Annotated in this window: 18 protein-coding genes; 3 read left to right on the forward strand and 15 right to left on the reverse strand. The window is 45.0% G+C overall.

The window, feature by feature from the left end:
• Nucleotides 1-2 precede the first annotated feature (2 nt).
• The 5 genes from rlmH to leuS form a co-directional block, all read right to left on the reverse strand.
• Entirely contained in the window at nt 3-473 is a 471-nt protein-coding gene (gene rlmH, locus ACXAFJ_RS02775) for a 23S rRNA (pseudouridine(1915)-N(3))-methyltransferase RlmH (protein ID WP_475321256.1), read from the reverse strand.
• Between the two features lie 3 nt (nt 474-476).
• A complete protein-coding gene (gene rsfS, locus ACXAFJ_RS02780; protein WP_475321258.1) occupies nt 477-794 on the reverse strand; it encodes a ribosome silencing factor in 318 nt (105 codons plus the stop codon).
• 120 nt (nt 795-914) lie between these two features.
• Nucleotides 915-1,934, reverse strand: a complete 1,020-nt coding sequence (holA, locus tag ACXAFJ_RS02785) for a DNA polymerase III subunit delta (protein ID WP_475321260.1) — start codon at nt 1,932-1,934, stop codon at nt 915-917.
• A gap of 12 nt (nt 1,935-1,946) precedes the next feature.
• Nucleotides 1,947-2,531 (reverse strand): LPS-assembly lipoprotein LptE, encoded by a 585-nt coding sequence (locus ACXAFJ_RS02790; protein ID WP_475321262.1) that lies wholly within the window; start codon nt 2,529-2,531, stop codon nt 1,947-1,949.
• Between the two features lie 128 nt (nt 2,532-2,659).
• A complete protein-coding gene (leuS, locus tag ACXAFJ_RS02795; RefSeq protein WP_475321263.1) occupies nt 2,660-5,248 on the reverse strand; it encodes a leucine--tRNA ligase in 2,589 nt (862 codons plus the stop codon).
• Nucleotides 5,249-5,360: 112 nt separating this feature from the next.
• Between leuS and ACXAFJ_RS02800 the strand changes: the two genes are divergently transcribed.
• Nucleotides 5,361-5,831: a zinc ribbon-containing protein gene (locus ACXAFJ_RS02800; RefSeq protein ID WP_475321264.1), complete on the forward strand. Its 471-nt coding sequence runs from the start codon at nt 5,361-5,363 to the stop codon at nt 5,829-5,831.
• Here the strand turns inward: ACXAFJ_RS02800 and lnt are convergent.
• From lnt to miaB, 5 genes are all read right to left on the reverse strand, one after another.
• Nucleotides 5,806-7,350: an apolipoprotein N-acyltransferase gene (gene lnt, locus ACXAFJ_RS02805; RefSeq protein WP_475321265.1), complete on the reverse strand. Its 1,545-nt coding sequence runs from the start codon at nt 7,348-7,350 to the stop codon at nt 5,806-5,808. The two genes, ACXAFJ_RS02800 and lnt, sit on opposite strands and share 26 nt — an antisense overlap.
• Before the next feature lie 5 nt (nt 7,351-7,355).
• The gene (gene corC / locus ACXAFJ_RS02810; protein ID WP_475321267.1) at nt 7,356-8,255 is read right to left on the reverse strand and encodes a CNNM family magnesium/cobalt transport protein CorC; all 900 of its coding nucleotides are present in this window, start codon (nt 8,253-8,255) and stop codon (nt 7,356-7,358) included.
• Nucleotides 8,256-8,359: 104 nt separating this feature from the next.
• Entirely contained in the window at nt 8,360-8,827 is a 468-nt protein-coding gene (ybeY, locus tag ACXAFJ_RS02815; RefSeq protein ID WP_475321268.1) for an rRNA maturation RNase YbeY, read from the reverse strand.
• Nucleotides 8,824-9,900, reverse strand: a complete 1,077-nt coding sequence (locus ACXAFJ_RS02820; protein ID WP_475321270.1) for a PhoH family protein — start codon at nt 9,898-9,900, stop codon at nt 8,824-8,826. The genes ybeY and ACXAFJ_RS02820 overlap by 4 nt, the downstream gene beginning before the upstream one ends.
• Before the next feature lie 79 nt (nt 9,901-9,979).
• Nucleotides 9,980-11,404 (reverse strand): tRNA (N6-isopentenyl adenosine(37)-C2)-methylthiotransferase MiaB, encoded by a 1,425-nt coding sequence (miaB, locus tag ACXAFJ_RS02825; protein ID WP_475321271.1) that lies wholly within the window; start codon nt 11,402-11,404, stop codon nt 9,980-9,982.
• Nucleotides 11,405-11,703: 299 nt separating this feature from the next.
• Between miaB and ACXAFJ_RS02830 the strand changes: the two genes are divergently transcribed.
• A complete protein-coding gene (locus ACXAFJ_RS02830) occupies nt 11,704-12,852 on the forward strand; it encodes a 2-octaprenyl-3-methyl-6-methoxy-1,4-benzoquinol hydroxylase (protein ID WP_475321272.1) in 1,149 nt (382 codons plus the stop codon).
• A gap of 87 nt (nt 12,853-12,939) precedes the next feature.
• Here the strand turns inward: ACXAFJ_RS02830 and crr are convergent, their stop codons facing one another.
• From crr to cysZ, 5 genes are all read right to left on the reverse strand, one after another.
• On the reverse strand, nt 12,940-13,449 hold the full coding sequence (gene crr / locus ACXAFJ_RS02835; protein ID WP_475321274.1) for a PTS glucose transporter subunit IIA: 510 nt from the start codon (nt 13,447-13,449) through the stop codon (nt 12,940-12,942).
• Between the two features lie 105 nt (nt 13,450-13,554).
• Entirely contained in the window at nt 13,555-15,279 is a 1,725-nt protein-coding gene (gene ptsI, locus ACXAFJ_RS02840) for a phosphoenolpyruvate-protein phosphotransferase PtsI (protein WP_475321275.1), read from the reverse strand.
• A 129-nt stretch (nt 15,280-15,408) separates the two neighbouring features.
• Nucleotides 15,409-15,666 carry an HPr family phosphocarrier protein gene (locus ACXAFJ_RS02845; protein WP_475321276.1) on the reverse strand — a complete coding sequence of 86 codons (258 nt, stop codon included), beginning with the start codon at nt 15,664-15,666 and terminating at the stop codon, nt 15,409-15,411.
• A 297-nt stretch (nt 15,667-15,963) separates the two neighbouring features.
• Complete coding sequence (cysK, locus tag ACXAFJ_RS02850; RefSeq protein ID WP_475321278.1) at nt 15,964-16,932, reverse strand: cysteine synthase A; 969 nt, start codon at nt 16,930-16,932, stop codon at nt 15,964-15,966.
• 142 nt (nt 16,933-17,074) lie between these two features.
• Nucleotides 17,075-17,854, reverse strand: coding sequence for a sulfate transporter CysZ (gene cysZ / locus ACXAFJ_RS02855; protein ID WP_475321280.1), 780 nt, complete (start codon nt 17,852-17,854; stop codon nt 17,075-17,077).
• Between the two features lie 236 nt (nt 17,855-18,090).
• Here cysZ and zipA point away from each other — a divergent pair, with 236 nt between their 5' ends.
• On the forward strand, nt 18,091-19,005 hold the full coding sequence (gene zipA, locus ACXAFJ_RS02860) for a cell division protein ZipA (protein ID WP_475321282.1): 915 nt from the start codon (nt 18,091-18,093) through the stop codon (nt 19,003-19,005).
• The last annotated feature ends 46 nt before the right edge of the window (nt 19,006-19,051 follow it).

Below are 19,051 nucleotides of genomic sequence, written 5' to 3' on the forward strand. Positions count from 1 at the left end.
CGCTATTCTCGATGGTAAGGGTGATTAGTTGTCACGCTCCAAGCGCGGTACAAGCTTTCCGCCATGATCACTCTAACTAAGGGGTGTGGCAAAGTGAGAGGAGACAGTGACCAGCTTTGATCTGCTGCCGCTTTACACGCTGGTGCAAGCCCCTCTGGACCGCCAATGAGTATCGCGACATCACGGCCATCTAACTTCCAAGCGTCAAGCTGAGTGGCTAATTGATGGGTGTCCCAAGGTTTCCCCGGAATATCTAAGGTGACAATACGGCTACCTTTGTTGATGGCAGCCAACATGGCTTCACCTTCTTTTTGAAGGATTCTGGCAATATCGGCGTTTTTGCCGCGTTTTCCAGCTGGAATCTCGATCAATTCAAGCGGCATGTCTTTTGGAAATCGGCGACGGTATTCTTCAAAACCTTGTTCAACCCATTTTGGCATTTTACTGCCTACGGCAATTAGCTGTATTTTCAACGACTAGCCCCAAAGTTTTTCCAGTTGATAAAGTTCTCTTTGGGCTTCTTGCATCACGTGCAACATAGCGTCACCCATATCAACCACTACCCATTCACCTTCGGCTTCACCGTCTACCCCTAATGGGTTTAAGCCTTCGTTTTTGGCTTCTTTGGTTACGTGGTCGGCAATCGAAGCGACATGACGTTTAGAAGTTCCGGTACAAATGATCATGTAATCAGTGACACTGGACTTGCCTTTGACATCGAGTGTAATGATATCAACGGCTTTCATGTCGTCGGCTTTGTCAGCCAAGAATTCTTGAAGATTAAGGTGTTGCAATGTTAAATCCTAAAATTGTATTCGAATTGTATTCCAGTAGTTACGACACAAAGCATCGAAACCTATAGTACTGGAATTTGAATTGGACCAAGCGCCCAGATAAAAAGGGCGCGCAGTATATCACGCTTTTATCGCTACTTTACTTGCCTGACAAAGGTTAAGGCTAATCTGTTGCAGGATTGGCCAACAATTGTCTTCATATTGGGTTTTTGCCAAACGTTCTGCATTGGCAAGTAGTTTGACGATTTGTAACAAGTCCGCAATCGAGTTTCTTTGCAAAGCGGATTGGTACAGAGGTTTTTTGGATGCCCATACCCTTAGCTTGCTGTATACACTGGCTTGTTGATTAATTGGTGTCGAGGCCAACTCGATGAGAATGTTGATTTCTTTTTGTAAGGTTCGCAGCAAAATAATGGCTTCGATACCTTCAGATTCAAGTTGGCGAACAATACGTTGTGCTCGATTCGACTTGCCTGCCAACCACGCATCGACCCAGTTGAAAACAGTGAAGTGATTATGTCGAGACAATGCTTCCTCGACTCTAGGCAGAGTCAGTTCACCATCTGGGTATAGAAGTGCAAGCTTTTCTAGACTTTGGCTGAGAGCCAGCAAGTTCCCTTCATGCCATTGCGCCATTACTTGCAAGACATCAGGTTCAGGCTTCAAAGAAAGTTTATGGCAGCGCTGCTGAATGAATCTCGGCAGATGAGCTAGTTCTGGCGTTTGACAGTTCACCCAACACGCGTTTTCCGCAATGGTTTTAAACCACTTAGTGTTTTCCTGTGCTTTGGTCACTTTGGAACCAATGACGACCAACACGGTATCTTGGTTAAACAAGGGAATCAGTTCAGCCAGCGATTTACCCAAAGTCGCATTGAACCCAGATTCGGGTACTTCAATCTCGATCAATTGTTGAGCAGAGAACAGGCTTAGTGCTTGAAAGCAATCTTGAACTTGATACCAATCGAGGCTGGAATCGGCAACAAAGCGATGGACTTCATCGAAGCCAGCTTGCTGTAGCGTTTTAGCGATTAACTGTTTAGATTCATCCAGCAATAAGGGCTCGTTCCCCAACAATAAATACATTGGGTGCTTGGAACGAGATAATTGTTGCTCTAGTTTGTCGGCAAAGATACGCATCGGCGAGTCCGATTAGTTTGCGGTTTCTGGTGCGTCAACCGTTTCTGTGTGTACCAAGTAGTCTTGCTGAGAAGAGGGCTCTACAGGCTTACCACCAAAATTAACTTTGAGACGAGCCATTTGGCGCAGGATTTGCGATGCCGCGAGCTTGCGCATTTCATCTTCAATCAAATCTCTCTCCACAGATTTAGCTAGCGCAGTGAGCGGGTTATCTAGGTAGCTTCGAGTCACACTTGTCGAGAATGTGCGTTCGCCAACATCGGGAACGGTAACGCGATACGAGGAACGAAAGGTGATCTCTTTTTCAGCTGCACGTGTGTTTTGATAAAGGGATAGGGTGCGCTCACTGATGCTTTCGCTTATTAAATGCAGATTAGGTGTCGTAGAACTTGGCGATACAAGATCAATTTCATTAAGTCTAAGTTGTCCTTCAACAATTCGAGTAAACATAGAATATTTGTCGTAGCTGGTTATCGACATGGTTTCTAGTTCGTCTGGAATGGAATAATCGCCTCTTAAATGGAAGCCACAGCCTGCCAAGGTTAAAGAGATGACAAAAACGAAAAATCGAGAAATGAAGGAAAAGCGATGCATCATTAGGAAAAGGCTCTCTAAACAAGTTGGCTTACTTTAACTAAACCCATTCTAGAGTATCTGAATATAGGTTTAGTTAAAGTAAGCGGGCGGACCCGCTTACTGGGTTGTTAACAAACTAATCGTTTAGACTAGTTGGCAACAATATTGAGCAATTTACCGGGAACATAAATAACTTTGCGTACCGTTTTGCCCTCTGTGAATTTAACGACGTTTTCATCGTTAAGGCCAAGTGCTTCAACGTCTTCTTTTGACGCATCAGCAGCAACAGTGAGTTTTGCACGAAGTTTACCGTTTACCTGAACCACAATCAGTTTTTCGTCTTCAACCAGAGCTTTTTCATCAAATGTCGGCCACGCTGCGTTGTCGATGTCTGTTTGACCAAGTGCTTTCCACAATTCAAAACAGATGTGTGGAGTGATTGGGTACAGCATCACAACTACGGCTTTTAGCGCTTCGTCTAAGATGGCGCGATCTTGCTCGCTTTCTTGTGGTGCTTTAGCGAGTTTGTTCATCAACTCCATAGTTGCAGCAATGGCAGTGTTGAAGGTCTGGCGGCGGTCGATATCGTCGGTGATCTTGGCGATAGCTTTGTGTACATCTCGGCGTAGCGCTTTTTGATCGCTGTTGAAAGCAGATGTATCGATAGCACCAGCTTCACCTTTTGAAGTGTGCTCGTTCACCAGTTTCCACACGCGTTTTAGGAAACGGTTGGCACCTTCAACACCTGAATCAGACCATTCAAGGGTTTGTTCTGGTGGCGCAGTAAACATCATGAACAATCGAACCGTATCCGCACCGTATTGCTGAATCACAGTTTGTGGATCAATACCGTTGTTCTTCGATTTTGACATCTTGCTCATACCAGCAGACAGAACAGGTTGACCGTCTTCTTTGTGCCATGCTTTTGTCACTCGGCCTTTATCGTCGGTTTCCGTTGCAATATCGGTAGGTGAGAACCAGACGTCACCACCTTTTTCGTCTTTGCGGTAATAGGTATCAGCCAACACCATGCCTTGACACAACAAGCGCTCAAATGGTTCGTCAGAGTCAACCAAACCAAAGTCGCGTAGCAGTTTGTGGAAGAAGCGTGAGTACAATAGGTGCAAGATAGCGTGCTCAATACCACCAATGTATTGGTTAACTGGCAACCAGTAATTTGCAGCGCCTGGCTCTAGCATCCCTTCATCGTAGCGTGGGCTGCAGTAACGAGCATAGTACCAAGACGACTCCATAAAGGTATCAAAGGTGTCGGTTTCGTGGAAAACCGGCTCGCCATTAACTGAAGCTTTTGCCCATTCTGGATCCGCTTTGATTGGTGAAGTAACACCGTCCATCACCACGTCTTCTGGAAGGCGGACAGGCAGCATATCTTCAGGAGCGGCAAGTTCTGAGCCATCTTCCTTATTTAGCATTGGGATTGGTGAACCCCAGTAGCGCTGACGACTTACACCCCAGTCGCGTAGACGGAAGTTGACTTTGCGTTTTGCTACGCCTTGCGCTTCAAGTTTGTCGGCAATTGCATTGAAGGCATCTTTGAAGTTAAGGCCGTCAAACTCACCGGAGTTAACGAGCAGACCTTTTTCAGTGAAAGCTTCTTTCGAAAGATCGGCGGTTAGCTCACTGCCTTCTTCCGGCTGGATAACTTGCTTGATTTCTAGACCGTAAGCGCTGGCAAATTCGTAGTCACGCTGATCATGACCCGGAACGGCCATAACTGCACCAGAACCGTAATCCATTAGGACAAAGTTGGCGATCCAGATTGGTACTTCTTGACCGGTAATTGGATGTACCGCGGTAAAGCCAGTAGCGATACCTTTTTTCTCCATCGTTGCCATATCGGCTTCGGCAACTTTGGTGTTTTTGCACTCTTCGACAAATTCAGCAACAGCGGCTGAGTTTTTAGCTGCTTCCGCCGCAATTGGGTGGCCAGCTGCAACGGCAACATAAGTAACACCCATAAAGGTATCTGGTCGAGTTGTGTAAACGGTAAACACATCTCTGTTATCGGCGCGTTTGAAGTCAATCTCTAGACCTTCAGAGCGACCGATCCAGTTGCGCTGCATGGTTTTTACTTGCTCAGGCCAGTGTTCCAGTTTGTCTAGATCATCCAGAAGCTCTTGAGCGTAGTCGGTGATTTTAATAAACCACTGCGGAATCTCTTTTTGCTCGACAACCGCACCTGAACGCCAGCCGCGACCGTCGATAACCTGCTCATTTGCCAGAACCGTTTGGTCTACGGGATCCCAGTTAACCGTAGACATTTTTTTGTAAACTAAGCCTTTTTCATAAAGCTTAGTGAAGAACCACTGTTCCCATTTGTAGTATTCAGGATGGCAGGTAGCAATCTCGCGATCCCAGTCATAACCAAAACCAAGTAACTTTAGCTGATTACGCATGTAATCAATGTTTTCGTATGTCCACTTTGCAGGCGCAGTATTGTTCTTAATTGCCGCATTTTCTGCTGGCAGGCCAAACGCATCCCAGCCCATTGGCTGCATAACGTTTTTGCCTTTGAGGCGCTGAAAGCGTGAAACAACGTCACCGATCGTGTAGTTACGCACGTGACCCATGTGCAGTCGGCCACTTGGGTAGGGGAACATAGACAAGCAGTAAAACTTTTCTTTGTTTTCGTCTTCTTTCACTGAGAATGTTTTGTTGTCATCCCAGTGCTTTTGAACCTGCTGTTCAATCTCTTGCGGGTTGTATTGCTCTTGCATCGATGAAATCCGTTATCTTGGAAATTGTGAGTTCGGTTAGAACAGAAGCTGATAGATCGACATAGAATACCTAAAGCGGACACCCACAACAACACTTGTGTAAGGAGGAAAGATGTCAGAATCCAAGCCTAAATACGAGCAGTTGGTCGAGGACGTAGTTGAAGTACTGAAACACAGCCCTGAAGAGTTTAATCACGTGCTTGAACAATCAGGCCGCTATGCCAATGCTGCCAGTGATTTAACTAAGGATGAACTGGCGCTTATTTCTGCCTATGTGAAGTACGACCTTAAAACCTTTGCAAGTGAATATGAAGAAAGTAAATCGAGCCCGTTTTATTTGGCGTTGGTCGATTCCATTTGGCAAGGTTTATTGGATATTACTGATAAAACTCAGGTGGAATGGGTAGAGTTATTTGAAGACCTTGAGCATAAAGGGTTGTATCAAGCAGGGGAAATGATTGGGTTGGGTATCTTGGTCTGCGAAAAATGTGGCCACAAGACCACGTATAACCACCCAACCGTCATCAGTCCTTGCTACCAGTGCGGCAACAAAGCGTTTAGTCGCGTTCCTTTGCGGCCCTGACTTTACTTTGTCTTAACTGATGTAGACAAGCCAGTAACACAACTATTACGCTCCATAAATACACCGGCCAACTTCCCACTTTAAGAAACGGCGTTGTACCCAGCGTGCTGTTTATATTTGCCGTTAACACCGCACGTTCAAATTGAGGGAGCGCCGCAATGATTTTCCCTTTGTGATCGGTTACGGCAGTGACGCCATTATTGGTTGAACGGATGACAGGGCGGCCCGTCTCTAATGCTCGCATCCGTGCAATTTCCATATGTTGCAGTGGCCCTGAGGACGACCCAAACCAAGCATCATTCGACAACGTGAGTATAAAGTCGGTGTCTTCAGTAATATTGTCTCGCACTTGCTGGTTAAAAATAATTTCGTAACACAGGGCAGGAGCAAGGTGTCGGCCATTGGCGACAACGTTTTGTTGAACGTAATCACCGCGGCTAAAGCTGGACATAGGCAAATTAAAAATCGGAGCAAGTGGTCTCAAAATATCTTCAAAAGGGACAAATTCACCAAACGGCAATAGGTGATGTTTGTGATAGCGCTTGTTTAAGTCGTATTGATAGTCGCCGTATTCGGTTACGCCAACCGTCAGAACGCTGTTGTAAAACTGCTTGTCTTTATCCATGTTGACCACACCAGTGATCACCGCGGATTGATTCATTTTTGCCGCTGAATCGAGATTGGTGAGAAAAGAGGTCAACTCGAATTCAAAAGCCGGGATCGCAGCTTCTGGCCATATGACAATATCTTTATCCCAATGTTCTCTTGTCAGGTCGGAATACATCCGCAAAGTTGGCCAACGATTACTGGGTAGCCATTTTGTCTCTTGGGCAATATTGCCCTGAATCAGTGCGAGAGAAGTACTTTCATCTGAAGGGGTAACCCAGTCAATACCAGATAAAATCCAGCCCAACAAAATGACCGCAGGTGTGACGATAAAACAGCGAACGGATCTTAGCTTGAGAGCAGCTACCAGCGAACCCGCAATGAGTGCTACAAACAGGTTAATTAGGTCTACACCTGCAACAGGAGCAAAACCCGCGAGAGGGCTATCGATTTGACTGTAACCGGCCCAAAGCCAAGGAAACCCCGTTAGCAGCCAGCCCCGCAACCATTCAACGAGCACCCAGAGAGCAGGGGCGACAAGCAGATATTTGGTCCAACCTAATTGGGTTGTAAATTTGCGATTGATAAACGCAAATAGCGCAGGAAATAACGCCAAGTAACCTACTAACAACGCCATTAAGAACAAGCCAGCAGTAAGTGGCATACCACCAAAAGTCGCGATGCTGACGTGTACCCAACTTATACCATTGGCGAAATACCCTAGTCCCCAAAAAAAGCCGACTAGTGCAGCTCGTTTGCTACTTTGGTTGTCGATTACATAGAACAGCCCTGCAAGGCTGACTGCGGCCAGTGGCCACAAAGCGTAGGGAGCAAAAGAATAGGTGGCGAGAGCGCCAAAAAGGGCGGCTACGATGGGCCGCCCTAAAGGTCTTACAACAGATACTAGTGACATGCGTCTTAGTGATTCTCTGTAGTTGGGATACTTTCTTCGTCTGGTACCGTGACTTGAAGTTGCAATACACGACGACTATCCGCACCAGTTACCTTGAAGGTAAAGCCTTCGATATCAATTTTTTCACCGCGAGAAGGCAAGTGACCAAATGCGGTCATAACGAGTCCGCCTATGGTATCGACTTCCTCATCAAGAAAGCTTGCACTAAACAGTGAATTAAACTCATCAATCGGTGTTAAAGCTTTTACTGAGAAGGTGTGTTTACTGAGTTTACGAACATTGAGTTCGTCGTCTTCATCAAACTCATCTTCGATTTCACCCACGATTTCCTCAAGGATGTCTTCGATAGTGACTAGGCCGGACACGCCACCAAATTCATCGACAACAATAGCCATGTGGTAGCGTTCTTCGCGGAATTCTTTTAGCAAGCGATCAACGCGTTTGCTTTCAGGAACCACAACGGCTGGTCGAATCACCTCTTCAATATCAAATTCAGCACTGTCAGAGCCCAAGTATTTAAGTAGGTCCTTCGCAAGTAGAATGCCTTCAACGTGATCTTTGTCTTCGCTAATAACTGGGTACCGGGAGTGTTGGGCATCTGTGATCAACGCAACTAGGCTGTCTAACACATCAGTCCGTTCTACGGTTACCATTTGAGAGCGAGGGATCATGATATCGCGGACGCGCATATCTGAAATTTCGATGACACCTTCGAGCATATCTCTTGTGTCATGGTCAATTAGGTCGTTGATTTCAGAGTCGCGAATAACATCGACTAACTCTTGGCGGTCTTTTGGATCACCTTGAAACAATTGACCTAGGCGTTCAAAGAAGGACTTCCTACTCGGACCTTCTGATTTTTCCTGTTTACCTTCAGGAGACGAGGGAGAATGATCGTCGTTCATTTTTTCTCATATCTAAAAAGCTATCAAAGTGTGATAGCACACATACGGGTTGGCGTTGGAGCAACCAACCTGTCACCAAGAACGTCGTGTACCCAAAGAGGTAATCACTGTTCTTTTTCTGCGAGGTAAGGAGCGTTAAATCCCAACTTCAGCATAATTTGTGTTTCGAGGCCTTCCATAACCTCTGCTTCTTCATCCTCGATATGGTCATAACCTAACAGATGTAATGAACCATGTACAACCATATGTGCCCAGTGTGCTGTTAAGGTCTTACCTTGCTGCTTTGCTTCTAATTCAACAACTTGCTTACAAATAATCAAGTCGCCGAGAAGATCAATTTCTACTCCGGGAGGAGCCTCAAATGGGAAGGAGAGCACATTTGTCGGCTTATCTTTGCCTCGATAATCTCGGTTAAGCGTCTGGCTTTCTTCTTCATCAACAATGCGAACCGTGATCTCACCAGCTGCTTTTTCCGCTGAAATAGCCGCCGAGAACCAAGCGAGCAATTGTTCTTCTGTAGGCAATTGCGTGCGATCTTCGCACGCAATCTGTAGGTCGAGATAGATACTCATTTACTAGGGGCCGTTTCAGTAGCAGAAGTTTGTTCTTGTGCAGCGCGAGCTTCGCGTTCTTCTCGACGAGCTTTACGCTCTTTTTGATCTTTTGCTTCCCACTTTTCATAGGCATTGACGATTCGAGCCACAACGGGGTGACGAACTACATCGTCCGACTGGAAGAAGTTAAAACTAATTTCATCGACTTCGCTAAGTACTTCGATGGCATGGCGCAAGCCTGATTTGGCACCGCGTGGCAAATCTATCTGCGTCACGTCACCAGTAATGACAGCTCTGGAGTTAAAGCCAATACGGGTCAAGAACATTTTCATTTGTTCGACTGTGGTGTTTTGGCTTTCATCAAGGATGATAAACGCATCATTTAGCGTTCGTCCGCGCATATAGGCAAGCGGTGCTACTTCAATAACATTGCGCTCGATGAGTTTTTCAACGCGTTCAAAGCCCAACATTTCGAAAAGCGCGTCATAAAGTGGACGCAAATATGGGTCGACTTTTTGGCTCAGGTCACCGGGCAAAAAGCCCAGCTTTTCGCCGGCTTCAACCGCAGGGCGCGTCAGCAATATACGGCGTATTTCTTGGCGCTCGAGCGCATCTACTGCGGCAGCAACGGCGAGATAGGTTTTACCGGTACCTGCAGGACCAATACCAAAGCTGATGTCATGCGTCACCATGTTCATCAAGTACTGACCTTGATTTGGTGTACGCGGTTTTATGACGCCTTTTTTGGTTTTGATAAAGACTTCTTTACCGTGTTCTACTGCGGATTCACTGCTTTGTTCTAACGCGCCAGATTCCTTAATCGCGAGGTGGATTTGCTCGGGTTCAATATCAATCTGTTTACCTTTGACTGGAGCCGTTTCAACGTAAAGGGTTTTGATGATATCTAGCGCGGCAGCGGAAGTGTGGGGCTTACCGACTATAGAGAAAAAATTTCCTCGATAACTGATTTCTACGCCAAGTCGGCGTTCCAAGTGCTTGATATTGTCATCGAATGGGCCACAAAGACTGGCAAGGCGGCGATTGTCGGAAGGTTCTAGATGGATTTCTAAGGTTACAATTTTATTACTCAAATTTGCCTCTCATTTACAGCAGTCAGCAACACCCGATTGAGACCGGGTGTTTGTGCTGTCTTTGGGTCAGTGAGCTAGGCTAGGGCGTAAAAGTCGCAACACCTAGCTCATCTTCTTTACGCGTTTTTTCCATCATTTCCGCTGGAGAAACGACTACGCGTAGGTTCATATCTTGTTCGGTTCGAACCAACTCACCACGCAGTGAATTTGGATACACATCGACAATTTTCACATCAACAAATTGGCCAATCAGCTCTGCTGGGCCTTCAAAGTTAACGATGCGGTTGTTCTCTGTACGTCCACGCAGTTCCATTAGATTCTTTTTCGATGGTCCTTCAACCAGAATTCGTTGTTCTGTGTCCATCATCAAGCGCGAAAAACGCATCGCTTGACTGTTAATTTGCTGTTGTAACTCGTACAAGCGCTCTTTTTTAACAGTTTCTGGCGTGTCACAAGGGTAGTCAGCTGCAGGAGTACCCGGACGCGGCGAGTAAATGAAGCTGAAGCTCATATCAAAATCAACATCGCGAATCAGCTTCATGGTGTCTTGGAAGTCTTTATCCGACTCCCCTGGGAAACCGATAATAAAGTCAGAGCTGATTTGGATGTCTGGGCGAGCCTTGCGTAGCTTACGAATAATGGACTTGTACTCAATTGCCGTGTGAGGACGCTTCATCATAGTCAAAATGCGGTCACTACCACTTTGTACTGGGAGGTGCAGGAAGCTAACCAGTTCTGGTGTATCTTCATACACAGCGACAATATCATCAGTAAACTCTAATGGGTGGCTGGTGGTAAAGCGGATGCGATCAATACCATCGATAGACGCCACTAAACGCAGCAGTTCAGCAAAGCTGCAGATTTCGCCGTCGTGCATCGGACCGCGATACGCGTTTACGTTCTGTCCCAAAAGGTTAACTTCACGCACGCCTTGTTCAGCAAGCTGTGCAATTTCAAATAACACGTCATCTAGCGGACGGCTTACTTCTTCACCACGAGTGTAGGGTACCACGCAGAATGTACAGTATTTTGAACAGCCTTCCATGATAGAAACAAAGGCTGTTGCGCCTTCGGCTCTTGGTTCAGGCAGACGATCGAACTTTTCAATCTCAGGGAACGAGATGTCCATTACCGGTGCATCATCACTCTGTGATTGCTTAATCATTTCTGGAAGACGGTGCAGCGTTTGAGGGCCAAAGATTACGTCGACAAATGGTGCACGTTCGCGGATGTGGTCGCCTTCTTGAGTGGCAACACAGCCGCCGACGCCGATCACTACACCAGGTTTGGAGTCTTTTAACGTTTTCCATCGACCGAGCTGGTGGAACACTTTTTCTTGTGCTTTTTCACGAATCGAACACGTATTTAAGAGTAAAACGTCCGCTTCTTCAGGTTCTTCTGTAAGTTCGTAGCCATTGGCTGCGTTCAGTAGATCGGCCATTTTTGATGAATCGTATTCGTTCATCTGGCAACCCCAAGTTTTAATTAGCAGTTTTTTACTCATTTCGTTTCCGCTCAGTATTTCACATAACTTTGGCACACTGATGCGCCTGTTAAAAAATTATACACGCCATTTGATGAAGCTGAAAAGGCAGCCTGGTTCATACACCGTGATCTGAACCGCGTGATAGGGCGCGTATTGTACTGCTTTAAATACCACCTGACTAGCCTTGCTTGATTATCGTGCCAGACAAGATTGTACAAGGCTCTTGACCCCGTTTTACTTGAGGTTTTTTACAGTTTTTCTGGTCAATCTCATTGGAATGTGAAACCCTAAAGTCAGTGCAAAATTCGAGTAAACATATGTCTAAGTTTGATGTACTTATCGTCGGCGGCGGTATGGTTGGCGCTGCGTGTGCCATTGGGTTTGCCCAGCAAGGTAAACGAGTCGCGGTTGTTGAAGGACGCAAGCCTCATAGCTTCGCTGCAGATCAACCGTGGGACGTTCGTGTATCAGCCATCTCAATGGCATCGGTTAAGCTACTAGCACAATTAGGAGCTTGGAAAACGATTGAGTCGATGCGACTTTGTCCCTACAAACGTCTAGAAACTTGGGAACACCCAGGTTGTCGTACACGTTTTCATTCCGATTCTGTCGGATTAGAGCAGTTGGGTTACATAGTTGAAAATCGAGTGATTCAGCTTGGCTTGTGGCAAGAGTTTGCAAGTTACGACAATATAAGCGTTTTTTGTCCATCTTCTATTTCCGAATTTGATTGGCAAGAAACTGTGACGGTCACGCTGAATACAGGTGAGTGTATTGAAGCCAATTATGTGATTGGAGCCGATGGGGCAAATTCCCAAGTGCGTAATGAAATTGGCATTGGTTTAACCGCTTGGGATTATCGACAGCACTGTATGTTGATTACCGTTGAGACCGAGTTGCCTCAACAAGATATTACCTGGCAACAATTCACGCCATCAGGTCCAAGATCGTTTCTGCCACTTGCAGGTCAAAATGGTTCGCTCGTTTGGTATGACAACCCCACTCGAATCAAACAGCTGATGGCAATGAATGTTGAGCAACTAGAGACCGAGATAGCACTGCATTTTCCTGAAGAACTTGGAATGGTGAAAGTAAAAGATAGAGGCGCGTTTCCGCTCACCCGTCGTCATGCACAGCGTTATTTTCAAAAGCAAGCGGTGTTAGTAGGTGATGCCGCACACACGATCAATCCCTTGGCAGGTCAAGGTGTGAATTTGGGCTTTCGCGATGTGAAAGTACTGCTGGAAGAGTGCCTGGACACAATAGACGTAGAGGCATTTGGGCGCTATCAACGCAGACGCAAACCAGACAATCTTTTGATGCAGACTGGAATGGATGTATTTTACAAAGGGTTCAGTAATGAAATTGCGCCGTTAAAGCTGGCTAGAAACTTGGCTCTGAAAGTGGCTGAGAACAGTGGGCCGATAAAACAGAACGTTTTAAAGTATGCCTTGGGGTTAAACTAGAACCCCTTTCGTTAGACCCAAATATCCAAAATACAGAAACAAAAAACGCTGCACAAAGCAGCGTTTTTCAATTCGTTTTTCTCGCGTTTACTTGGTAACGCGAAGAACAGGAGTCTCACCAACAGACACTGAACCAGAAAGTTTGTTCAGTTCTTTGATTTCATCCATGTTAGAGATAACAACAGGAGTCAAAGTTGACTTCGCTTTCTCTTCTAGTAGAGCCAAATCAAACTCGATGATAGTGTCGCCAGCTTTTACACTTTGACCTTCTTCAGCGATGCGTTTGAAGCCTTCACCTTTCAGCTCGACGGTATCGATACCGAAGTGAACAAATAGCTCAACACCGTCATCTGATTCGATTGAGAACGCGTGGTTAGTTTCGAAAATCTTACCAATGGTACCGTTAACTGGTGCAACCATTTTGTCGCCAGCAGGCTTGATAGCAATACCATCACCAACGATTTTCTCAGCAAATACCACATCTGGCACGTCTTCGATGTTTACGATGTCACCAGAAAGAGGGGCGATAATTTCAATTGCACCTGCGTCTGCATTGTCATCAGATACAAGCTTCTTTAGTTTGTCAAACAGACCCATTGTGTCATGCTCCTAACGTTAAGATTTGTGCTATTCGATTAATAGTATACCAATTACCGTGATTAGACGACCCATTTTGAACGCCTAATCACTTGGTGTATCTAGCTATTTCGACTTCTCAGCAATAAATTTTTCTACCACAGCTTCAATTTCAGCAGCGGTCGGTAGTTGAAGTGCTTCTTCAGCCATGGCTTTAACTTCTGCGAAGTTAGCATTGCGAATAACACGTTTTACTTTTGGAATTGAGATGCCGCTCATTGAGAACTCATCTAGACCCATACCAAGTAGAAGTAGTGTTGCTCGCTCATCACCCGCAAGCTCACCACACATACCTGTCCACTTGCCTTCTGCGTGCGATGCATCAATTACTTGCTTGATTACAGTCAGAACCGCTGGTGAAAGTGGGTTGTATAGATGAGAGATCATCTCGTTACCACGGTCTACCGCAAGGGTATATTGCGTTAAGTCGTTAGTACCGATTGAGAAGAAAGCGACTTCTTTAGCCAGGTGGTGCGCAATCGCGGCGGCAGCTGGAGTTTCAACCATGACACCAATTTCGATTTCTTCGTCGAAGGCATGGCCTTCAGCACGCAATTCAGCTTTGTATTCTTCGATAGCTGCTTTAAGCTCGCGAATTTCTTCAACCGAAATAATCATCGGGAACATGATGCGCAGCTTACCGTGAGCCGAAGCACGTAAAATACCGCGTAACTGGTCACGCAAGATTTCACGGCGGTCAAGGCTGATACGAACTGCACGCCAGCCTAAGAATGGGTTCATTTCTTTAGGCAGGTCCATGTATGGCAGATCTTTGTCACCACCAATGTCCATAGTACGAATTATTACAGACTCGCCATTCATGGCTTCTGCAACTTCTTTATACGCTTGGTACTGTTCTTCTTCGGTTGGCAATGACGTGCGGTCCATAAATAGGAACTCAGTACGGTACAGGCCAACGCCTTCACCACCATTGCGAAGAACGCCGTCACAGTCTTTTACTGTTCCGATGTTGCCGCACACTTCTACGCGATGACCATCTAAGGTTTCTGCATGAAGGTCTTTCAGCTTTTTCAGTTCTTCTTTTTCAGCCAAGAACTCAGCCTTAACTGATTTCGCTTGGTCTAGTTCAGCTTCTGATGGGTTGATAACAATCTTGTTATTGATTGCATCAAGAACCAACATGTCGCCGTTCTTCACCTGTTTGGTGATATCGTTTGTACCAACGATTGCCGGCAGCTCAAGTGAACGCGCCATGATAGAAGTGTGAGAGGTACGACCGCCGATATCACAAGCAAAGCCAAGTACGTAATCCAGATTGATTTGCGCCGTTTCAGATGGCGTCAAATCGTAGGCAACCAAGATAACTTCGTCTTCAATGTCTGACAAAGAAACAATATTGATCCCTAATGCATTTTTAACAAAGCGCGTGCCGATATCACGGATATCTGTTGCACGTTCTTTTAAGTATTCGTCGTCTAAAGACTCAAGCGCCGTGGCTTGCTCTTCAATAACCGTGTGGATGGCGTTGTCAGCAGACAGCTTGTCGCCTTTAATTAGCGCAAGAATTTCTTCTTCAAGCTCTTCGTCTTCAAGAAGCATGATATGACCTTCGAAGATCGCTTCTTTTTCTTCACCGAAAGTTTCCAGCGCTTTTTTCTTGATAGTTTCAAGTTGAGCAGAAGATTTGCTACGAGCGTCGTAGAAGCGTTGAACTTCTGACTCAATTTGCTCTTCTGAGATGGTGTTGGTGTTAAGAACGATTTCGTCTTCTTGAAGGAGTAGTGCTTTACCAATAGCAATACCAGGAGATGCCTGAATGCCTGAAATCATAGCCTTACCTTAAAAATGGTCTAAAAAGGGTGGAACGATATGACCGTACAACTTTAGGTGATCAAAGGTCATATTTAAATAAAGCCACTTTGTTTATTCAAAATGGCTTTATCATCACAATCGCTAGTATTAGTGTAGCTGATCCATTAGAGCGACTAGGTGGTCAACTGCTTGCTGAGCTTGTGGGCCTTCAGCTGAAATAGTTACTACCGTACCTTTAACTAGACCTAGAGTTTGTAGTTTGAAAAGGCTTTTTGCGCTTGCGCTTTTGCCGTTAGAAGTCACTGTGATGTCCGCATCAAAGCCTTTTGCTTCTTTAACGAACTGTGCAGCTGGGCGAGTGTGTAGGCCGTTTTCTGCTGTGATTTCTACTTTCTTCTCGTACATGTTAATACCCCGAATAATTTATATAGTTTTGATAGTTCACCACAAATTTAGCTTAACTTTTAATCAATCATTGTGCTACTGCAAAACGTTGTTTTCGTGTTAGAGCCGCTATCGTGTAATGATTTTTGGTCTTTTGACGTTTGGTTGTTTGATGCCAACAGACCAGAATCTTCGAACTGCTTCTTTATTTTGAAGCGAAAAATAAAACAGTCGTGATATTACCAAAGGTGAGGCAGGGATCAACAAAAAAGCCCCATAAAGGGGCTTTTTTCAGTGAAAAATTGATTTAACCACGTATTACTGTTGGTTCTCTTTTTCAGTAAAGATGCCTGCAAACAAGGCTGAGCTTAGGTAGCGCTCACCAGAGCTTGGTAGAACAGTTACAATGGTCTTACCAGCGAATTCTGGTAGTTCGGCCAAACGATTGGCTGCAATAACTGCTGCACCTGAAGAGATACCTGCAAGGATGCCTTCTTCTTCCATTAGGCGACGAGCCATAGCGATCGCTTCATCAGACGTTACTGCTTCAACGCGGTCGATAATTTCTAGGTCTAAGTTCTCTGGAATGAAGCCAGCACCAATACCTTGGATTTTGTGAGGAGCTGGTTTGATTTCTTCACCCGCTAGTGCTTGAGCAATAACTGGCGACTCAGCTGGCTCAACTGCAACAGAAGTAATCGCTTTGCCTTTTTCGCCTTTGATGAAACGGCTAGTACCTGTGATAGTACCACCAGTACCAACACCCGCTACGAATACATCAATTTCGCCGTCAGTTGCTTCCCAAAGCTCTGGTCCAGTTGTTTTCTCGTGGATCTGAGGATTTGCAGGGTTGTTGAATTGTTGTAGAAGCAAGTATTTTTCTGGGTTGCTTGCAACAATTTCTTCAGCTTTAGCAATTGCGCCTTTCATGCCTTTTGCCGCTTCAGTTAGCTCAAGGTTTGCACCTAGTGCTTTAAGAAGCTTACGACGCTCAAGACTCATTGACTCAGGCATGGTTAGCGTAAGCTTGTAGCCGCGAGCTGCAGCAACGAACGCTAGAGCAACACCCGTGTTACCACTTGTAGGTTCTACTAGTTCAACGCCTTCTTTCAAAGTGCCAGCTTTTTCTGCTTCCCAAATCATGTTAGCACCGATACGGCACTTAACACTGAAGCTTGGGTTACGAGCTTCTACTTTTGCTAGAACTTTACCGCCACTGACTTTATTTAGGCGAACAAGAGGAGTATTACCAATGGTAAGCGAGTTATCTTCGTAAATTTTGCTCATGATTTATGATCCTTCATTACACAACGCCCAAATAAAGTGTGGTTTTGTTTGGGCCAATTATTATTGACTACTATTAGCATCTAGCATATTTGAGCGTGGTAAAGCTTAGAAGGATTAAAAAGTTATATCTTATTAATTGATATTAGTGTTGCTGATGACTTTTGAATTCTGCAACCCACATCGCTGTTGCGCCACAAACAGCAACTGGCATAACGAATAAGTTGATAATGGGGATTGAGGTTAAAAAAGTCACCACAGTACCGAAGCCATAAGCCTTAGATTGCTTTGATTTCAAATTCTGCCTCATATCATCAAAGGCGATCTTATGGTTATCAAACGGGTAGTCGCAATATTGGACGGCAATCATCCATGCGGTAAACACAAACCAAAGTAGTGGCCCCAAGGTTTGTCCTAGTGCAGGTATCAGTAAAATTATAAACAAACCAATCGCTTTTGGAACTATGTAGACAAGTTTGCGCCATTCTCTTTTTAATACTCTAGGTATATCTTTAATAACTGAGGTAAGGGACGTTTGTTCGACATTGTGCCCCGACAAATGTTGCTCAACTTTTTCCGCGAGCAACCCATTCAGCGGTGCCGCAATAAAGTTCGCAATGGTACTGAAGAAATAAGAACATGTGGCAATCGCAGTAAGCGCAAGGAAGGGCCAGAGCAAGTAATGCAACCACTCAAGAAAGTTAGGAAGTCCTCCTAACCATGAGTTTAGCCATTCATTTAAGTTGTATAAAAGGTAAAACAGCGCGCCACCAACTAAAAGAATGTTGGTGATCAGAGGTAAGATGACGAATTTTCTAATTCCCGGAGTGAAGGCAATAGTGACACCTGAAGCAAAATAGCCAAATCCGGAACGCACTCTGGCTTCTTTTGGTGTTGTTATCGTATTGATAGGTTGAGTAGCCATTCTAGATTTATTCCGTTGATTACTTTGTCTGTATGTTAAACATTTAAAAAGACAAAGACATGAATGAGAAAGGTCCAATAATAACGAGAGAGGCTGCAGGGAGCACACATTTTCTCGATTTTTAAGGAACTTCTAACATTAAGTTGTTCTAAAAGAGGGAGCAGTTTTGTTAAAGTGCTTAAATAACTAAGGTAAACACAACTGCCTGAATAAGAATATCCGTCTGAGAGTTAAGAATGCAGGAATTGCGATTTGTACTAATAGTTGTCGGTGCGCTTGCCATAGCAGCGCTGCTATTTCATGGTCTTTGGACCAGTAAAAAAGACGCTAAAGCAAAATTTGGTCACAAACCGATAGGTAAAATAGACGAGGAGCAAAATGATACCGCTACCGAGCGTGCTTTTGCTCCTGAAGATGATTTTGAAATTATTCGCAAGCCATCCAGTCGCAGTTTTGACAACGATGAGTCGCTCAAAGCTGACCCTTTGTTAGGCGATACAGAATCACTAGAAATAGATTCGCCAGTAATCGAATCCCCAAAAGCTCAACCTGAAATTCGCAATTCGAATGATTTAGACGATGACTTAGATATTCCATCCTTTAATGCGGTGGATACTGATGTTGAATCGCCAGAGTTAGAGACGGTGACAACAGCAAGCCTAGTTGAATCAGAGCAAATTGTTGAATCAGATCAAGTCATTGAAAAAGAGGCGGATAACCAAGATGATGACATGCAAGTCATCGTGCTTAACGTTCACTGTAATGGAAAAGAACCCTTTGTTGGAACTGACCTCTTTGAAAGTATGAGTCAAAATGGACTCAAGTACGGTGATATGGATATCTTCCATCGTCATTCTGACCTGTCAGGTAATGGTAAAGTCATCTTTAGTGTTGCTAACATGATGCAACCGGGAACTCTGAAACATGATGATCCTGCGACGTTCACCACCAAAGGGATTTCGTTCTTTATGACGTTGCCTGGCTTTGGTGACCCCGAGCAAAACTTCAAACTTATGTTGAAAACGGCGCAGCAAATTGCCGATGACATGGGGGGGAACGTGTTAGATGACAGACGTAACCTAATGACTCCAAACCGACTTGATGCTTACCGGGAGCAAATTCAGCTCTACAAAGCTGAGCAAATCGCTTAAGAGCTAAGATATCTAAACACTGTTAAAAGAGCTCCAGTTGGAGCTC

It is taken from the genome of Vibrio sp. ABH4_348 (assembly GCF_056159765.1).

What these genes read in the sequence shown, in the direction of transcription:
- holA (WP_475321260.1), bottom strand. Translation starts at nt 1,934, where the DNA reads ATGCGTATCTTTGCCGACAAACTAGAGCAACAATTATCTCGTTCCAAG.
- ACXAFJ_RS02790 (WP_475321262.1), bottom strand. Translation starts at nt 2,531, where the DNA reads ATGATGCATCGCTTTTCCTTCATTTCTCGATTTTTCGTTTTTGTCATC.
- leuS (WP_475321263.1), bottom strand. Translation starts at nt 5,248, where the DNA reads ATGCAAGAGCAATACAACCCGCAAGAGATTGAACAGCAGGTTCAAAAG.
- ACXAFJ_RS02800 (WP_475321264.1), top strand. Translation starts at nt 5,361, where the DNA reads ATGTCAGAATCCAAGCCTAAATACGAGCAGTTGGTCGAGGACGTAGTT.
- lnt (WP_475321265.1), bottom strand. Translation starts at nt 7,350, where the DNA reads ATGTCACTAGTATCTGTTGTAAGACCTTTAGGGCGGCCCATCGTAGCC.
- corC (WP_475321267.1), bottom strand. Translation starts at nt 8,255, where the DNA reads ATGAACGACGATCATTCTCCCTCGTCTCCTGAAGGTAAACAGGAAAAA.
- ybeY (WP_475321268.1), bottom strand. Translation starts at nt 8,827, where the DNA reads ATGAGTATCTATCTCGACCTACAGATTGCGTGCGAAGATCGCACGCAA.
- miaB (WP_475321271.1), bottom strand. Translation starts at nt 11,404, where the DNA reads ATGAGTAAAAAACTGCTAATTAAAACTTGGGGTTGCCAGATGAACGAA.
- ACXAFJ_RS02830 (WP_475321272.1), top strand. Translation starts at nt 11,704, where the DNA reads ATGTCTAAGTTTGATGTACTTATCGTCGGCGGCGGTATGGTTGGCGCT.
- crr (WP_475321274.1), bottom strand. Translation starts at nt 13,449, where the DNA reads ATGGGTCTGTTTGACAAACTAAAGAAGCTTGTATCTGATGACAATGCA.
- ptsI (WP_475321275.1), bottom strand. Translation starts at nt 15,279, where the DNA reads ATGATTTCAGGCATTCAGGCATCTCCTGGTATTGCTATTGGTAAAGCA.
- ACXAFJ_RS02845 (WP_475321276.1), bottom strand. Translation starts at nt 15,666, where the DNA reads ATGTACGAGAAGAAAGTAGAAATCACAGCAGAAAACGGCCTACACACT.
- cysK (WP_475321278.1), bottom strand. Translation starts at nt 16,932, where the DNA reads ATGAGCAAAATTTACGAAGATAACTCGCTTACCATTGGTAATACTCCT.
- cysZ (WP_475321280.1), bottom strand. Translation starts at nt 17,854, where the DNA reads ATGGCTACTCAACCTATCAATACGATAACAACACCAAAAGAAGCCAGA.
- zipA (WP_475321282.1), top strand. Translation starts at nt 18,091, where the DNA reads ATGCAGGAATTGCGATTTGTACTAATAGTTGTCGGTGCGCTTGCCATA.